The 15,090-nt window shown below is 73.6% G+C and carries 14 protein-coding genes and 1 tRNA gene; 11 read left to right on the top strand and 4 right to left on the bottom strand.

Going from position 1 to position 15,090, the window contains the following annotated elements:
• The first annotated feature begins 100 nt into the window (after positions 1 to 100).
• Complete coding sequence (locus SOM11_RS06705) at positions 101 to 1,219, top strand: collagen-like protein (RefSeq protein WP_320477572.1); 1,119 nt, start codon at positions 101 to 103, stop codon at positions 1,217 to 1,219.
• A gap of 255 nt (positions 1,220 to 1,474) precedes the next feature.
• Here the strand turns inward: SOM11_RS06705 and SOM11_RS06700 are convergent, their stop codons facing one another.
• Positions 1,475 to 2,140, bottom strand: coding sequence for an SDR family NAD(P)-dependent oxidoreductase (locus tag SOM11_RS06700; RefSeq protein WP_055798758.1), 666 nt, complete (start codon positions 2,138 to 2,140; stop codon positions 1,475 to 1,477).
• A gap of 931 nt (positions 2,141 to 3,071) precedes the next feature.
• Here SOM11_RS06700 and SOM11_RS06695 point away from each other — a divergent pair.
• From SOM11_RS06695 to SOM11_RS06685, 3 genes are all read left to right on the top strand, one after another.
• A complete protein-coding gene (locus SOM11_RS06695; RefSeq protein ID WP_320477571.1) occupies positions 3,072 to 3,530 on the top strand; it encodes a DUF3817 domain-containing protein in 459 nt (152 codons plus the stop codon).
• A gap of 95 nt (positions 3,531 to 3,625) precedes the next feature.
• On the top strand, positions 3,626 to 5,977 hold the full coding sequence (locus SOM11_RS06690) for a heavy metal translocating P-type ATPase (RefSeq protein ID WP_320477570.1): 2,352 nt from the start codon (positions 3,626 to 3,628) through the stop codon (positions 5,975 to 5,977).
• 63 nt (positions 5,978 to 6,040) lie between these two features.
• Complete coding sequence (locus SOM11_RS06685; RefSeq protein ID WP_320477569.1) at positions 6,041 to 6,949, top strand: TspO/MBR family protein; 909 nt, start codon at positions 6,041 to 6,043, stop codon at positions 6,947 to 6,949.
• A gap of 154 nt (positions 6,950 to 7,103) precedes the next feature.
• On the opposite strand, the gene SOM11_RS06680 is transcribed toward SOM11_RS06685, so the two are convergent.
• Positions 7,104 to 8,141: an aldo/keto reductase gene (locus SOM11_RS06680; RefSeq protein WP_192061691.1), complete on the bottom strand. Its 1,038-nt coding sequence runs from the start codon at positions 8,139 to 8,141 to the stop codon at positions 7,104 to 7,106.
• Positions 8,142 to 8,309: 168 nt separating this feature from the next.
• Here SOM11_RS06680 and SOM11_RS06675 point away from each other — a divergent pair, with 168 nt between their 5' ends.
• Complete coding sequence (locus tag SOM11_RS06675; RefSeq protein ID WP_192061692.1) at positions 8,310 to 9,278, top strand: AraC family transcriptional regulator; 969 nt, start codon at positions 8,310 to 8,312, stop codon at positions 9,276 to 9,278.
• Positions 9,279 to 9,685: 407 nt separating this feature from the next.
• On the opposite strand, the gene dcd is transcribed toward SOM11_RS06675, so the two are convergent.
• A complete protein-coding gene (dcd, locus tag SOM11_RS06670; protein ID WP_192061693.1) occupies positions 9,686 to 10,267 on the bottom strand; it encodes a dCTP deaminase in 582 nt (193 codons plus the stop codon).
• 105 nt (positions 10,268 to 10,372) lie between these two features.
• Here dcd and SOM11_RS06665 point away from each other — a divergent pair, with 105 nt between their 5' ends.
• Positions 10,373 to 11,353, top strand: a complete 981-nt coding sequence (locus tag SOM11_RS06665) for an NAD(P)H-quinone oxidoreductase (RefSeq protein ID WP_192061694.1) — start codon at positions 10,373 to 10,375, stop codon at positions 11,351 to 11,353.
• An 84-nt stretch (positions 11,354 to 11,437) separates the two neighbouring features.
• On the opposite strand, the gene SOM11_RS06660 is transcribed toward SOM11_RS06665, so the two are convergent.
• Entirely contained in the window at positions 11,438 to 11,920 is a 483-nt protein-coding gene (locus SOM11_RS06660) for an Asp23/Gls24 family envelope stress response protein (RefSeq protein WP_320477568.1), read from the bottom strand.
• A 180-nt stretch (positions 11,921 to 12,100) separates the two neighbouring features.
• On the opposite strand from SOM11_RS06660, the gene SOM11_RS06655 reads away from it, so the two are divergent.
• The 5 genes from SOM11_RS06655 to SOM11_RS06635 all read left to right on the top strand — a co-directional run bounded on the left by SOM11_RS06655 (position 12,101) and on the right by SOM11_RS06635 (position 14,620).
• Complete coding sequence (locus tag SOM11_RS06655) at positions 12,101 to 12,658, top strand: RNA polymerase sigma factor (RefSeq protein WP_320477567.1); 558 nt, start codon at positions 12,101 to 12,103, stop codon at positions 12,656 to 12,658.
• Complete coding sequence (locus tag SOM11_RS06650) at positions 12,655 to 13,446, top strand: Asp23/Gls24 family envelope stress response protein (protein WP_320477566.1); 792 nt, start codon at positions 12,655 to 12,657, stop codon at positions 13,444 to 13,446. The genes SOM11_RS06655 and SOM11_RS06650 overlap by 4 nt, the downstream gene beginning before the upstream one ends.
• Positions 13,446 to 13,907 carry a hypothetical protein gene (locus tag SOM11_RS06645; RefSeq protein WP_320477565.1) on the top strand — a complete coding sequence of 154 codons (462 nt, stop codon included), beginning with the start codon at positions 13,446 to 13,448 and terminating at the stop codon, positions 13,905 to 13,907. Before SOM11_RS06650 ends, SOM11_RS06645 begins: the two co-directional genes overlap by 1 nt.
• Positions 13,908 to 13,977: 70 nt before the next feature.
• Positions 13,978 to 14,048: transfer RNA gene (locus tag SOM11_RS06640), tRNA-Gly, on the top strand.
• A gap of 98 nt (positions 14,049 to 14,146) precedes the next feature.
• A complete protein-coding gene (locus SOM11_RS06635) occupies positions 14,147 to 14,620 on the top strand; it encodes a hypothetical protein (protein ID WP_320477564.1) in 474 nt (157 codons plus the stop codon).
• Positions 14,621 to 15,090 lie beyond the last annotated feature (470 nt).

Below are 15,090 nucleotides of genomic sequence, written 5' to 3'. Positions count from 1 at the left end.
GTTGTCCACAGGTCCGCACCCGCCGTCCATAACGCCCAGTATGTCGCGTGTAGCATTCCGGTCAGCGCGTCCGTCGGATGCGCCTGACACAAGGAGCACCATGTCCACTGCCAGAACCTGCCTCGCGACGATCGGCACCGCCGGCGTCGTCCTCGCTTCCCTCGTCGCCGGGCCCGCGTTCGCCGCGAGCCCCGACTCCTCGGCTTCGTCGACCGCGTCGGCGACGATCGCCTCGACCATCGGCGACGGCACGGCCGAGCGGCCCGCCATCACCCTCCTCGGCGTCAGCGACGGCGCCGTCGAGGTCTCCGTCCAGGGCGCGCCCCACGCGCTCGTCGCCTTCGTCAACGAGCGCGGTGTCGAGACCCGCACCCTGCTCGACGCCTCGGGCCGCAACACGGTCTCGATCCGCGTGGCGAACGACCGCGAGAACGTGTTCACCGTCCGCTCCGTCGTCGACGGCGTCCCCTACCTCTCCGAGTGGCGCGTCGACCCGCGCCAGGGCGTCGACCCCGGCACGCCGGTCGACCCCGAGGTGCCGGTCGACCCTGAGGTGCCGGTCGACCCTGAGGCGCCCGTCGACCCGGAGACGCCGGAGGAGCCCGGCATCCCCGGCGACTTCCGCGTCTCCTACAGCGTCGGCGCCGTGATCGAGGGCTACGCCACGGTCACCCTCGCCGGCCCCGCGGGCCAGATCTGGAGCGTCGTCGACGCCTCCGGCGACTCGTACGGCCTCGACGCCTTCGGCACCGACGGCGTCGGCCGTGTGTCGCTCCCGGCCCCGGCCGGGGTGAAGACGGCCTTCACCCTCGAGCTGCGCGAGGGCTACAGCACGGTCGTCGAGAGCCAGCCCCTCGTCATCGACCGCACCGACGAGGGCGAGACCCCCGGCGAGCCCGGTGACCCCGGTGAGCCCGGTGAGCCCGGTGACCCCGGCGACCCGGGTGAGCCCGGCGACCCCGGTGAGCCCGGCACGCCGGCTCCGGGCACGGTCGTCGTCGGCGACATCGCGGACGGCCGCGCCGCGGTGACCATCCACGGTTCGCTCTTCGCGAGCTTCATGATCACGGATGCACAGGGCCGGTTCGTCACCGGCAGCTGGCTGAACGGCGAGTCGGTCACTCTCGACCTCGCGGCACCCGCCGGTGCGGTGACGACGTACACGCTGCACATCGCCGACCTGCCCGCGCCGGTGCAGTTCTCGATCGACGCCCGCTAGTCGATCCCGCTCCACCCTCTCTTCGGCGAGAACACAGAGGCCCTCGTGCGTGCACGTGGGCCTCTGCTCGTCTCTCCGCCCTCGAGAGTCGCGCCACACCCCGAACGCCGCGCCACACCCCGATCTCTCAGGGTGTGGCGCGGCTTCCGGGGTGTGACGCGGCGCCGGCAGCGCCGGTAGCGGCGGGCGGCGGGTGGCGGGTGGCGGGTGGCGGGTGGCGGGCGGCGGGCGGCGGCGCACGCAGCGCCGGGCGGGCTAGGCCTCGGGGGCGGTGGTGCGGAACGTGCTCCGCGAGACGTGCTGCTGCCAGAGCAGCTCGGCCAGGGCGTCGGGGTTCTTGCCCTCGCTCTGCGGGTCGATGCCGCCGGGGATGATCAGCTGCGCGACGTGGATCCCCTCGTCGGCCAGCACCTCGTGCAGCAGCTGCGCGTAAGCGGTCTCGCCGGCGAACGCGATCGACGTGCCGGTGAGGTTCTTGCCGGGGGTGACGGCCGAGCCGCCGTTGACGAAGAGGATCGTGCCGCCGCCTCCGGGCAGGAACCGCATGCCCGGCAGCACCTGGTGCACGGCCGCGACGGGTCCGTAGACGGAGAACTCGATCGGCCCGACGAGGTCCGCCGGCGTCGTCTCGAGCACGGGGCGCATGAAGTCCTTCTGCGGCAGGGGGCTGTACTGCAGCACCTGGATCGGCCCGAGCTGTTCGGTCGCCTGCTCCAGCGCGGCTGCGAGGCTCGCGGGGTCGCGCACGTCGGCGGTGAAGCCCTGAGCCGTGACGCCGTCGGCGCCGAGCTCGGCGGCCAGCGCGTCGAGCCGCCCCTGGTGCCGAGAGATCAGCGCGACGCTGAAGCCCTCCCGGCCGAATCGTCGGGCGACGGCAGCGCCGAGCCCCTTGCCTGCTCCGATGATCGCGAGTGTCGTCATGCCCCCACCCAACCAAGGAGGCGCGGTTCGGCACCCAGGCAGCGCCCCGCCCCCTGCGCCCCCAACCCCGCCCCGCCTCATCGAGGTGACGCAAAGCGCGGCCTCCCGGTGCCCCAGGCCCCGTTTCGAGTCACTTCGTTCGGCGCAGGTGCCTCCCTGCGCGCGGCCTCATCGAGGTGACGCAAAGCGTGGCCTCCCTGCGCCCCAGGCCCCGTTTCGAGTCACTTCGTTCGGGTGGGAGGTGCGGGTCGGCGCCCAGGAAGCCCGCCGCCCCCTGCGCCCCGCGTCCCGCCCCGTCCCGCCCCATCGAGGTGACGCAAAGCGCGGCCTCCCGGTGCCCCAGCGCCCGTTCCGCGTCACATCGTTCGGCGCCGGCGGCCCCCGTCCGCGCGCCGCCCCATCGAGGTGACGCAAAGCGTGGCCTCCCTGCGCCCCAGGCCCCGTTTCGAGTCACTTCGTTCGGGTGGGAGGTGCGGGTCGGCGCCCAGGGAGCCCGCCGCCCCCTGCGCCCCGCGTCCCGCCCCGTCCCGCCTCATCGAGGTGACGCAAAGCGCGGCCTCCCGGTGCCCCAGCGCCCGTTCCGCGTCACATCGTTCGGCGCCGGCGGCCCCCGCCTGCGCGCGGCCCCATCGAGGTGACGCAAAGCGTGGCCTCCTGGCGCCCCAGGCCCCGTTTCGAGTCACTTCGTTCGGGCGGGAGGTGCGGGAGGCGCGGGTCGACCCCCAGGGAGCCCGCCGCCCCCTGCGCCCCGTACCGCGTCATCGAGGTGACGCAATAGGGGGCTTCCAAGCGGGTGAGGGGCCGTTTCGGGTCACTTCGTTCGGGGAGGGGAGGCGCGCAGCGCGCCGCGCCGCGGCGCGCGGGCGCACGCCCAGGCGGGGGCTGCGAGCATGGACGCAGTACCCCGTCGGCCCCTGACCAGGAGCAACTCGTGTCGCCTCGCACCCTCTTCCGCTCGTTCGCCGTCGCCGAGGTGGTGACCTGGTCGCTGCTGATCGGCGGCATGCTGCTGAAGTACGTCGCCCGCGTCGGCGACTGGCCGGTCAGCGTCGCCGGGCCGATCCACGGCTTCGTGTTCCTGGCGTATCTCGTCGCCGGGGTCGTCGTCGCGGTCAACCAGCGCTGGTCGCTCGGTGTCACGCTGGCCGCGCTGGCGAGCGCCGTCGTGCCGTACGCGTCGGTCCCGATCGAGCGCTGGATCGACCGCAGCGGGCGACTCCGCGGCGACTGGCGACGCACCGCCACCGATGACCCGCGCGATCGCCGCCCGCTCGACCGCTTGCTGCGCTGGATGCTCACGCACCTCGGGCTCGCCCTGGGGCTGCTCGTCGCCGGTGTCGTGGTCGTGTTCGTCGTGCTGCTCGTGGTCGGGCCTCCGGTCGGGGGCTGACCGGCGCGACGGGCAGGGGTTGCCGCGCCGCGCCTCCTCGACTCGGGATCGACCGGATGCTGGCGGTCTGACGTATACCCCCCTAGGGTATGTGTATGAGCACCGGGCACCCTGACAGCACCCCGCACGCCGACCACGCAGGAGGTGCGGGTCACGACGACCACGCCGCCCACGACGCGCACGCCGGTCACGACGCGCACGCTGGGCACGGCGGACACGGGCACGGCGGACACGGTCACGCCGGCCACGGCGGGCACGGCGATCACGCGGCGCAGTTCCGCGACAAGTTCTGGGTGAGTCTGGTCGTGGCGATCCCGGTGATCGTCTTCAGCTCGATGTTCGCGGGGCTGCTCGGCTACGACGTGCCCGAGTTCCCCGGCTCGACGTGGATCTCGCCGGTGCTCGGCACGTTCCTGTTCTTCTGGGGCGGCTGGCCGTTCCTCAGCGGAGGGGTCGCCGAGGCCCGCGCCAAGCAGCCCGGCATGATGCTGCTCATCGCGATGGCGATCACCGTCGCCTTCGCCGCGAGCTGGGCGACCCAGCTCGGCATCGGCGGGCTCGACCTCGACTTCTGGTGGGAGCTCGCCCTCCTCGTCGTCATCATGCTGCTCGGCCACTGGATCGAGATGCGGGCGCTCGGCGCCGCCTCCGGAGCCCTCGACGCCCTCGCGGCGCTGCTGCCCGACACCGCCGACCGCGTCGTCGCACCCGCCGCCACCCACGCCGCCGCGACCGCCCCCGCCGCGACCGCCCCCGGCACCGGCGACACCGCCCACGCCGCCCCCGCCACCGGCGACACCGCCAACGCCAACGCCAACGCCACCCCCGCCACAGGCGACACCGAGCCCGTCGCGATCGCCGAGCTGGCGGTCGGCGATGTCGTGCTCGTCCGCTCGGGCGGGAGGGTCCCCGCCGACGGCAGCATCGACGACGGCGAGGCCGCGATGGACGAGTCGATGATCACGGGCGAGTCCCGCACGGTCTCCCGCGCTGTCGGCGACCGCGTCGTCGCCGGAACGGTCGCCACCGACGGCACCCTGCGCGTGCGGGTCGAGGCGGTCGGCGAGGCCACGGCGCTCGCCGGGATCCGCCGTCTCGTGGCCGAGGCGCAGGCGTCGTCGTCGCGCGCTCAGGCGCTCGCCGACCGGGCCGCCGCCCTGCTGTTCTGGTTCGCCGCGGGCGCGGGTGTCATCACCTTCGTCGTCTGGCTGCTGATCGGCGACGTCGACCAGGCCATCACGCGCACGGTCACCGTGCTCGTCATCGCCTGCCCGCACGCCCTCGGCCTCGCGATCCCGCTCGTGATCGCCATCTCGACGGAACGCGCCGCGCGCGCCGGAGTCCTCGTCAAAGACCGCCTCGCCCTCGAGCGCATGCGTCTGGTCGACACCGTCCTGTTCGACAAGACGGGCACCCTCACGCGGGGCGAGCCGGTCGTGACGGACGTGACGACCGCCTCCTCGGCCTCCGGCACCGCCACCGCCGCCTCCGCCGCCTCCGCCGCCTCCGCCTCCTCCGCCGCCGCCTCCTCCGCCTCCGCCTCTTCCGACCACCACCGGCACGCCGCGCTCCGCCTCGCGGCCGCCGTCGAGCGCGACAGCGAGCACCCTCTGGCCCGGGCGATCGTCCGCGCCGCGGCCGAGTCGCCTCAGGCCCGACCCGAGGAGGCGCGGGTCGACGTCACCGACTTCCGCACCGTCACGGGACGCGGCGTCGAGGGCACGATCGACGGCGTGCGGGTCGCGGTCGGCGGCCCGGGTCTGCTGCGCGACGGCGACCACGAGGTGCCCGACGAGATCGCCTCCGCGACCGCATCGTGGTCCGACGAGGGCGCGACCGTGCTCTACCTCGTGCGCGACGGCGCGGTCGAGGCGGCCTTCGCCCTCCGCGACGAGGTGCGCCCCGAGTCGGCCGAGGCGGTGCGACGTCTGCACGAGGCGGGCGTGCGCGTCGCCATGATCACCGGCGACGCCCGGCCCGTCGCCGAGGCCGTCGGGCGCGAGCTCGGCATCGACGAGGTGTTCGCCGAGGTGCGCCCCGATGAGAAGGACGCCCGCGTGGCCGAGCTCCAGCAGCGCGGCCAGAAGGTCGCCATGGTGGGCGACGGGGTGAACGACGCTCCGGCGCTCGCCCGCGCCGACGTGGGCATCGCGATCGGCGCCGGGACGGACGTCGCCGTCGAGTCGGCCGGCGTCGTGCTCGCCTCGAACGACCCGCGGGCCGTGCTGTCGGTCATCTCACTGTCGCGGGTCGGCTACCGCAAGATGATCCAGAACCTCGTCTGGGGCGCCGGCTACAACGTGCTGTCGGTGCCGCTCGCCGCCGGAGTCCTGGCAGGGGTCGGCTTCGTCCTCTCGCCCGCGGCCGGCGCGGTGCTGATGAGCCTGTCGACCGTGATCGTCGCGCTCAACGCCCAGCTGCTGCGTCGCTGGAAGCCCGCCGCCTGACAGGTCGCTGATTGTTTTAGTTGCTAAGAGAAATCTGCAGGAGGCGCGACTAGCGTCGTCCGCATGAGTTCCGACCCGCAGACCAGCAGCCACGCCCGCACCCCGTCGCCCGCGGCGGGCGACTCGCGCGCCACGAGCGACTCGCCCGCCACCGGCGCCTCGCCCGCCACCGGCGCCGACGTCGTCCGCCAGATCGTCGTGCTGGTCAGCGCGGTCGTCGCGATCGTGCTCGCGGCCGTCGGCTCGGGCGCCTTCGGCGGCACCGCGGTCGCCGACGCCGCCGGGGGAGCCCTCAGCGCCACCGCCACGACCGTCGCCCCCGCGACCACCGCGTTCAGCATCTGGAGCGTCATCTACCTCGGCCTCGTCGCCTACGCCGTCTACCAGGCCCTGCCGCGTCAGCGGGCCGTCACGCGGCACCGCCGCCTCGGCTACTGGGTCGCCGCCTCGATGCTGCTGAACGCGGGCTGGCTCTTCGCGGCCGTGCAGCTCGGCAGCGTCTGGCTGGGCGCGGCAGTGATCGTCGCGCTGCTGCTCGTGCTGGCGCGCATCTTCGTCATCTGCTTCCACACCGCCTCGAGCGGCTGGGTCGACGCGGTCGTGACCGACGGCACCTTCGGCCTCTACCTCGGCTGGGTCAGCGTGGCGACGGTCGCGAACGTGGCCGCCGGGTTCGTCGACGCCGGCTTCGACGGCTTCGGTCTGCCGGCGGGCTTCTGGTCGGCCGTGGTGCTCGGGGTCGCGGCCCTGGTCGGCGTCGCGATCGCCTTCGCCGGGCGCGGGCGCATCGCCCCCGCCCTGTCGCTGAGCTGGGGCCTGTCGTGGATCGCCGTGGGCCGTCTGCTCGGCGAACCCGAGAACACGGTGGCCGGCGTCGCGGCGATCATCGCGGCGGTCGTCGTGCTCGGCGTGACGGTGGCCGTGCGGGTGGCGCGCGGTCGTGTCGGCGCCACCCGCTCGCTGCACCGCTGAGCGCCGCCGCCGGCGCCGCCGCCGCTCAGCGCGACACCCCGTTCTCGGCGCAACACCCCGGAAGATCCGGGTGTAGCGCCGAAAACGGGGTGTAGCGCGCTGTCGCCGGCGCCGGGCGCTGCGGCGAAGCGCGCGGCAGGGGCGGCGCGAGCGGCTAGCGGCCGCCGGCGAGCTTGCGGTCGCGCTGCGCGACCCCGGCGGTGCCGTACGGGTAGTCGTCGATCCGCGGGGCGCTGGCGGCCGACAGGCGGGCGACCTCGTCGTCGGTCAGCGCGACCGCGACGTCCGACGCCCCGAGGTTGTCGGAGAGCTGCTCGACCGACCGCGCGCCCAGGATGACCGACGTCACCGCGGGCTGACGCAGCAGCCACGCGAGCGAGACCTGCGACGCCGACGCGTCGTGGGCGGCGGCGATCGAGGTGACCTCGTCGAGGACGGCCCAGGTGCGCTCGTCCGCGTTCCGAGCCTCCCAGGCCTCCATTCCGCGCTTCGGGTCCTCGCCGAGGCGGGTGGCGCCGGTCGGGGCCTGGTCGCGGGTGTACTTGCCGCTCAGCCAGCCGCCCGCCAGGGGCGACCACGGCAGCAGGCCGATGCCGGCGTCGAGCGAGGCCGGCACGATCTCGTGCTCGATGTCGCGCACGAGCAGGTTGTACTGCGGCTGCAGGGTCACGGGCGGCGTGAAGCCGAGGGCCGCGGCGCGACCGACGGCCTTGCTCACCTGCCAGCCGAGGTAGTTCGAGAAGCCGTAGTAGCCGATCTTGCCCGCGCTGACGGCGTCGTCCAGGAACCGCAGGGTCTCGTCGATCGGCGTCAGGTGGTCCCACGCGTGCATCTGATAGAGGTCGACGTGCTCGACGCCGAGCCGGGTGAGGGAGGCGTCGAGGGCGGTCGCGAGGTGACGGCGCGACAGCCCGACGTCGTTCGGGCCGGCCCCCATCGGGAACCGCCCCTTCGTCGCGAGCACGACCTGCGCCTCCTCGGTCGGGTGCTTCGCGAGCCAGCGCCCGATGATCTCCTCCGACACGCCCGCGCTGTACACGTCGGCGGTGTCGACCAGGGTGCCGCCCGCCGCGACGAAGGCGTCGAGCAGGGCGAAGGAGGTGGTCTCGTCGGCTTCGGCGCCGAAGGTCATGGTGCCGAGTGTCAGCTCCGACACGGAGGCGCCGCTGTTTCCCAGAGTTCTGTAGTCCATGTCGGCGACGCTACGCCCCGTCCCGCGGCTCGGGATCCCACCCGTGCGGAGCCTGCTGTCGCGCGGGTTTCCGCGGTAGCCTTCGCCCAGTCGACGGATCAGGTCGACGAGCTCACGCGAACCCGGACCCCGTTCGCCGCGGCCACCACCCGACCCGGGCCGACACCGATGTCACCGAATCCCTTCGCGGACCCGCGCGTCCGCAGCATCGAGACGACCGACCGCGCCGTCGCGCACGAGATCCTGCACCGCGTCTACCGTCTGCAGTCGCTCGACGCCGCCGTCTCCGACGACTTCCGGTTCCGCCGATCGGTCACCGGCGAATCCCGCTTCGCCGTCGGTCACCTCGAGTACGGCGGAGTCGTGCGGACCCTCAGCGACCCCCTCCCGTACTTCAGCATCGCGACCGTCGTCGCGGGTCGGGTGACCGTCTCGGACGGAGTCGAGGAGGTGCGGGGCACGACGGGCCAGACCGTCGCCTTCTCGAGCAGTCGCGTCAAGGACACCCGGTCGGAGCACCTCGAGCTGTCGCAGATCATGCTCGATCGCGAGGCGGTCGAGAAGGAGCTCGCCGTGCTCGGTCTCACCGCCCCGCGCGGACTGCACCTCACCTCGATGAACCCCGTCTCGCCCGCGCACCAGAAGCACTGGCGGTCGGTGTCGGGGCATCTGCGGCAGCTGGTCGGCAACGACGCGGCGATGGAGAGTCAGCTCGTGCGGTCGGCCGCGTTCCGCACCGTGGTCGCGGCGTTCGTCGAGGGGTTCTCGACCACCGCCGTCGGGCTCGACGAGCGGAGCGAAGGGCCCCTGCTGCCCTCGACCGTGCGCCGCGCGATGACGTTCATGGCCGAGCACGCGCACGACGACATAGGCGTCGCCGAGATCGCCGAGGCCGCCCGGCTGACCCCGCGCGGGCTGCAGCTCGCGTTCCGCAAGCACCTCGACTCGACCCCCATGGCCGAGCTGCGGAAGGCTCGGCTGCGCGGCGCCCACGACGAGCTGCTGGCGAGCGACCCCACCCTGGGGCACACCGTCGCGGGCATCGCGGCGAACTGGGGTTTCGCCCACGCGGGCCGCTTCTCGGCGCTCCACCTCGAGGCGTACGGCCGCTCGCCGCGCGAGACCCTCGAGTCCTGACGCACGACGAGTCGCCGCCACGGCTGCGGCCGCTGCCGCCGCCACGGCTGCGGCCGCCGGGCTCAGGAGGCGCGGGTCGACAGGGGTGCGAGGTGCGAGCGTGCAAGGGATTGACCTTCGCGCGGCGTCCTGATACTTCGTTCTTCGTCCAGGACGCTCACAAAAGTGAGTATTCGTTACAAGATGTTGATGCCTCGCGATGACCGGTTCAGGATCGCGAGTCACGGGGTGCGGGTCGAGATGTCGGGTTTCTCCCCGCACCCCCTTCTCATGCTCTGTGCCGGGCCCGGGGGTCTCGCTACCGAAGTCGATGAGTCACGACGCGCCGCGCCTCCTCGGGGTGCCGCGGCGTGTCGTGACTCATCGACCGAACTGGCGCGGCGCGGGTGCCGCGCCGCGCCGCGGGGCTAGCGGCTGACGTCGGTGTGCACGAACGACTGCGCCGACCGGCTCGCCGTCGGCCCGCGCTGACCCTGGTACCGCGAGCCGTACTCGCTCGAGCCGTAGGGGTGGTCGGCCGGCGAGCTGAGCCGGAAGAAGCACAGCTGCCCGATCTTCATGCCGGGCCAGAGCTTGATCGGCAGCGTCGCGACGTTCGACAGCTCGAGGGTCACGTGACCGCTGAATCCGGGGTCGATGAACCCTGCCGTCGAGTGCGTCAGCAGACCGAGACGCCCCAGCGAGCTCTTGCCCTCGAGTCGCGCGGCGACGTCGTCGGGCAGGCTGACCAGCTCGTAGGTGCTGCCGAGCACGAACTCGCCCGGGTGCAGGATGAACGGCTCGTCGGCCTTCGTCTCGACCAGCCGGGTCAGCTCGGGCTGCTCGACGGCGGGGTCGATGAAGGGGTACTTGTGGTTGTCGAACAGGCGGAACAGCCGGTCGAGCCGCACGTCGATGCTCGACGGCTGGATCAGCGCCGGGTCGTAGGGGTCGAGGCCGATGCGGCCCGCGTCGAGTTCGAGCTTGATGTCGTGGTCGGAGAGCAGCACGCGGCCAGCCTAGTCAGGACCGCGGGGAGGCCCGGTCAGCCCGGTTGGAGGCGCGCTCGGCACCGCGGGGAGGCCCGGTCAGCCCGGTTGGGGGAGGATGGGCGCATGCGTGCTGTCACCGTCCCCGTGCCCGGAGGGCCCCGTGCCCTGATCGTCAGCGAGGTGCCCGAGCCCGTCGCCGGAGCGCACGAGGTCGTCATCGACGTCGCGGCCGCCGGCGTCAACCGCGCCGACGTGAACCAGCGCGAGGGGCACTACCCGTCTCCCGCCGGAGCGCCCGAGTGGCCGGGGCTCGAGGTGAGCGGCACGGTGGTGGCCGTCGGCAGCGAGGTGACCAGCGCCTCCTTGGGCGACCACGTCGTGGCCCTGCTGCCCGGCGGGGGCTACGCCGACCGCGTGTCGGTCGACGCGGGGCTGCTGCTGCCGTACCTGAAGGGCATGGACTTCGTCGAGTCGGCCGGTCTGCCCGAGGCGGTCGCGACCGTCTGGTCGAACGTGTTCATGAACGCGCAGCTGCAGCCGGGCGAGACCCTGCTCGTGCACGGCGGATCGAGCGGGGTCGGGTCGATCGCGATCCAGCTCGCCAAGGCCCTCGGCTCGACCGTGTACGCGACCGCCGGCACCCCGGCCAAGGTCGAGTTCTGCGAGCAGCTCGGCGCCGACCGCGGCATCGACTACAAGAGCGACGACTTCGTCGAGGTCGTGCACGAGCTCACCGGCGGCCGGGGAGTCGACGTGATCCTCGACCTCGTCGGCGGCGACTACCTCGCCCGCGACGTCGACGCGCTCGCCGTCGGGGGTCGCATCATGGTGATCGCCGCTCAGGGCGGCCGCGACGCCACCATCGACGTCGGCCGCCTGATGGCCAAGCGCGCCCGCATCTGGGGCACCACCCTGCGTGCCCGCCCCCTCGAGGAGCGCCGCGAGATCATGGCGCAGGTGCGCGAGCACGTCTGGCCGCTCGTCGAGCGGGGCGACGTGCGCCCGGTGCTCGACAGCGTGTTCCCGCTCGAGTTCGCGGCGGCCGCGCACGAGCGCATGGAGTCGGGCGGGCACAGCGGCAAGATCCTCCTCGCCGTGCGCTGAGGCCTGACGGACGCCCGGGTGGCCCGGGTGGCCGGGGTGGCCCGGACGCCCGGGGACGCCCGGACGCCCGGCTCCCGCTGACCGCTAGACGACGCGGGTCGCGACGGGTGCGGACCCCTCGTCGTCGTCGACCCCGGCGATGTGCACGTCCACGACGGCGACGTTGACCTCGGCGACCTGCATGCCCACGAGCTGCTCGATCGCGTCGGCGACGCTGGCGCGCACGTCGTCGGCGATCCGGCTCATGGGCAGCGGGTACTCGACGACGATCGACACGTCGGCCGCGACCTGGGTCTCGCCGACCTCGACGCGGACGCCCTGGGCGAGGTCCTGGCTGCCGACCACGTCGCGGATCGCACCGAACGCGCGTGCGGCGCCGCCGCCGAGCGCGTGGACGCCGGGCACAGCGCGGGCGGCGATGCCGGCCACCTTCGAGATGACGGTGTCGGCGATGACGGTGCGCCCGGTCGCGCGCGCCGTGCCGGTCGCCGCGGCGGTGCCCGCGACGGGGGTGCTCGCGGCGCCGGTCGCAGCGGGGGTGACGATGGGGGGAGTCGTGTCGGTCATGATCGGATCCTGTCTGTCGGATGTGCGGTGGAGTCGTTCGTGGTTTAGTCGTCTACGAGACGCATGCCGCGACCGAATCGTCACGGTGTCCGTCGGCACTCTGTTCCGCTCCGTTCTACCGGAGCACCGGAGGTCGGGTCACAGCGATGCGCCCCGATCGGATCCAGCCGAGGAGGCGCGGTGGCGGTCGACCTGTCCGAAGCGTCCGACGCGGTGCTCGCGTCGCGCGCCGCGGAGGGAGACGAGAGGGCCTTCGAGCAGCTGCTCCGCCGGCACCTCGGTCTGATGACCGCCTACGCGACCCGTCTCACGAGCTCGCGCGCTGATGCGAACGACGCCGTGCAGGAGGCCTCGATCGCGATCTGGCGCGAGCTGCCGACCCTCAGCGAGCCGGCCGCCGTGCGCGGCTGGATGATGCGGATCGTGTCGCGCAAGTCGTTCGACCTGGTGCGCTCGCGGCGTCCGGCCAGCGACGTCGACGAGCTGGAGCTGCCGAGCGAGCCCGGCGGCCGCGACGACCCCGAGCGCGCGGTCGTCACCGGCGACGCCATGTCGGGTCTCCGTTCGGCGCTGCGTCGACTGCCCGAGAGTCAACGCCAGGTCTGGACGCTCCGCGAGATCGGAGGCGAGTCGTACGCCGACATCGCCGAGACCACCGGCACGACCGTGACCGCCGTCCGAGGCCTCCTGGCCCGGGCCCGAGAGACACTGACCCGAGAGATGGAGGCCTGGCGATGAGCGACGACCCGACCCGCTCCTCCGGGTACGACGGCGACGAGAGCGGGCCGACCCGCGCCTCCTCGGAGGCTCCCGACGCGACCCCGCCGCCCACCGGCGCCGAGACGACCGCCGATGCGATCGCGCACGGACTCGACCCCGAGCACGCGACCGCGGCCGGCGACGCGGTGACCGCAGCCGACGCCGAGGCCGAGCTCGACGCGGCCGTCGACGCCGCCCCCGACGACGGCGTGAGCATCGAGCGGATCGCCGACTACCTCGACGAGGGCCGGCAGCCCTACGACCCCCTCATCGAGGACGACCCGTCGGCGCTCGCCCAGCTCAACGCGCTGCAGCGGCTGCGCGGCATCTCGGCCCAGCTGCTGACCGACGAGGTCGCCGCGACCCCCGCGCCCGCGCCGTCGTGGATCGCCGACGTCATGAGCCGCGTACGACTCGAGTCGCGCTCGGGCCGCGAGATCCCGCTCACGTCGACCCACGAGCGGACGACGCTGCACATCACCGAGGGGGCCGTCCGCGGGCTGATCCGCGAGGCGGGCGACTCGGTCGACGGGGCGCTCGTGATCTCGTGCGCCATCGTGGGCGACGTCGCGCAGCCCGACGCGATCGTGACGGTCGACGTCGCCATCAGCGCCCTCTACGGCGTGGCCGTGCAGCCGCTCGCCGACGAGGTCCGCGACGCCGTCGCCCGACACCTCTTGCAGCAGACCGAGCTCGTGGTCGAGAGTGTCGATGTGACGGTGCGCGACGTGCACCAGCTCGACGACGAAGCCGACGGAGGCCTGTGATGGACGACAGCCGACTCTCACAGCTCGCGACCGAGCTCGGGGCGCTCGCCGCGGGCACACCGGGCGTCGTGCGCGTCCAGGCCCGCCCGGGGTTCGGCACGGTCGTGCGGCGCGCGGTCGACGGACTGACGAGCGTGGTCGGCGGAGGCACGGGGCTCGGCGGTGGGGCGGATGCCGGTGCCGCGGGTGCGGCGGGTGCTGCTGGTGCTGCTGGTGCGGCAGATGTCGTGGACGGCTCGGGTGCCGTGGCGACGGTGACGGGGCCCTCGGCTCCGATCGTGGGGATCGTCGTCACGAAGGCCGAGACCCGGATCACACTCGACATCGCCGTGAGCGACGAGGCCGCCGGGCCGCGGGTCGCGCGCGATGTCGCCGAGCGCCTCCTGGGGCGTCTCGCCGTCGAGTCCGAACTCGTCGAGCCCTCGCTCGACCTCCGCATCGTCGGCGTCGGCGGCCTCTGACCGCAGGGGTCGTGAGCGGCCGAGGAGGCGCGGGTCGCTATAGTGGACTGGTCCGCGTCCGACGCGGTGCGCGAGTGTAGTTCAATGGTAGAACTCCAGCTTCCCAAGCTGGTAGCGCGGGTTCGATTCCCGTCACTCGCTCCGATTACTGTCGCGCGCCTCCTCGGTGGGGTCGCGGCACTGTCGCCGGTGACCGGTGCATCGTGTCGCCGAGGAGTCCCGGGGGAGGGGCGGATCAGGTGCCGAGTCGCAGCAGGGCCCTGGCGGTGCTCATGATCGCGTCGACCTCGATGGTGCTGAGCGCCTGCGCCGGTGCCCCGTTCGTCGGCGACCGGAGCTCCGAGGCCTTCGCGGAGCGACTCTCCGGCACGTGGATCGAGAGCTCAGGCGACGGGGCCGCGGCGATCGTCCTGTCGGAGGACGGCACGTTCGAGGCGCACGACCTCCCGGCCGCCCTCGCGTGCGGCGGATCGGCCGGCGACCCCGAGCTCGAGGCCTGCCGCGCGGACCCGCGGCCGAGCTCGATCTCGACCGACGGCACCTGGTCTGTGCTCGACGAGGAGCAGGGCATGCTCGAACTCGACGTCGACGGACGACTCCTCGCCGTCGGGTACCGCGACTTCGACGGCTTCTTCGCGGAGTCGTTCTCGCTCGGGTTCTACACGGGCGCCCTCGACGGGCGAGAACCAGACCACGTCTTCTCACGCCGCTGAGGCCCGCGCAGCGCCGCTGCGCGGCGCCCCCCGATCGAGGTGACCCGAAAGGGCCCGCCGCGCACCGCCAAGCCCCCCGACGCGTCACTTCGATGGGCCCCGGGCCGTGCCGCGCCAGCCCTGTCTCGATCGAAGTGACCCAAAAGGGCCCGCCGCGCACCGGGAAGGCCACCTTTGGGTCACTTCGATGGGCGTGGGGCCGTGCCGCCCGCCCTGTGTCGATCGAGGTGACCCGAAACGGGCCGCCGCGCGCCGCCAAGCCCCCCGACGCGTCACTTCGACGCACGCTGCGCAGTGTGCTGGGCAGCGCCCCTGCGCGCCGCAACGCACCGCGCCCCGCCGATCGAGGTGACCCGAAAGGGCCCGCCGCGCATCGCCAGGCCCCCCCCCCCCGACGCGTCACTTCGATGGGGCGGCCCGCGGCGCGCGCGGCCCGCGGCGCGCGCGGTGCGCGCGGCGGGCGCGCCGGC

This window comes from Frigoribacterium sp. CFBP9029, from assembly GCF_034045305.1.
GTDB lineage: Bacteria > Actinomycetota > Actinomycetes > Actinomycetales > Microbacteriaceae > Frigoribacterium.
This window is presented reverse-complemented; position numbering and strand designations above follow the sequence as displayed.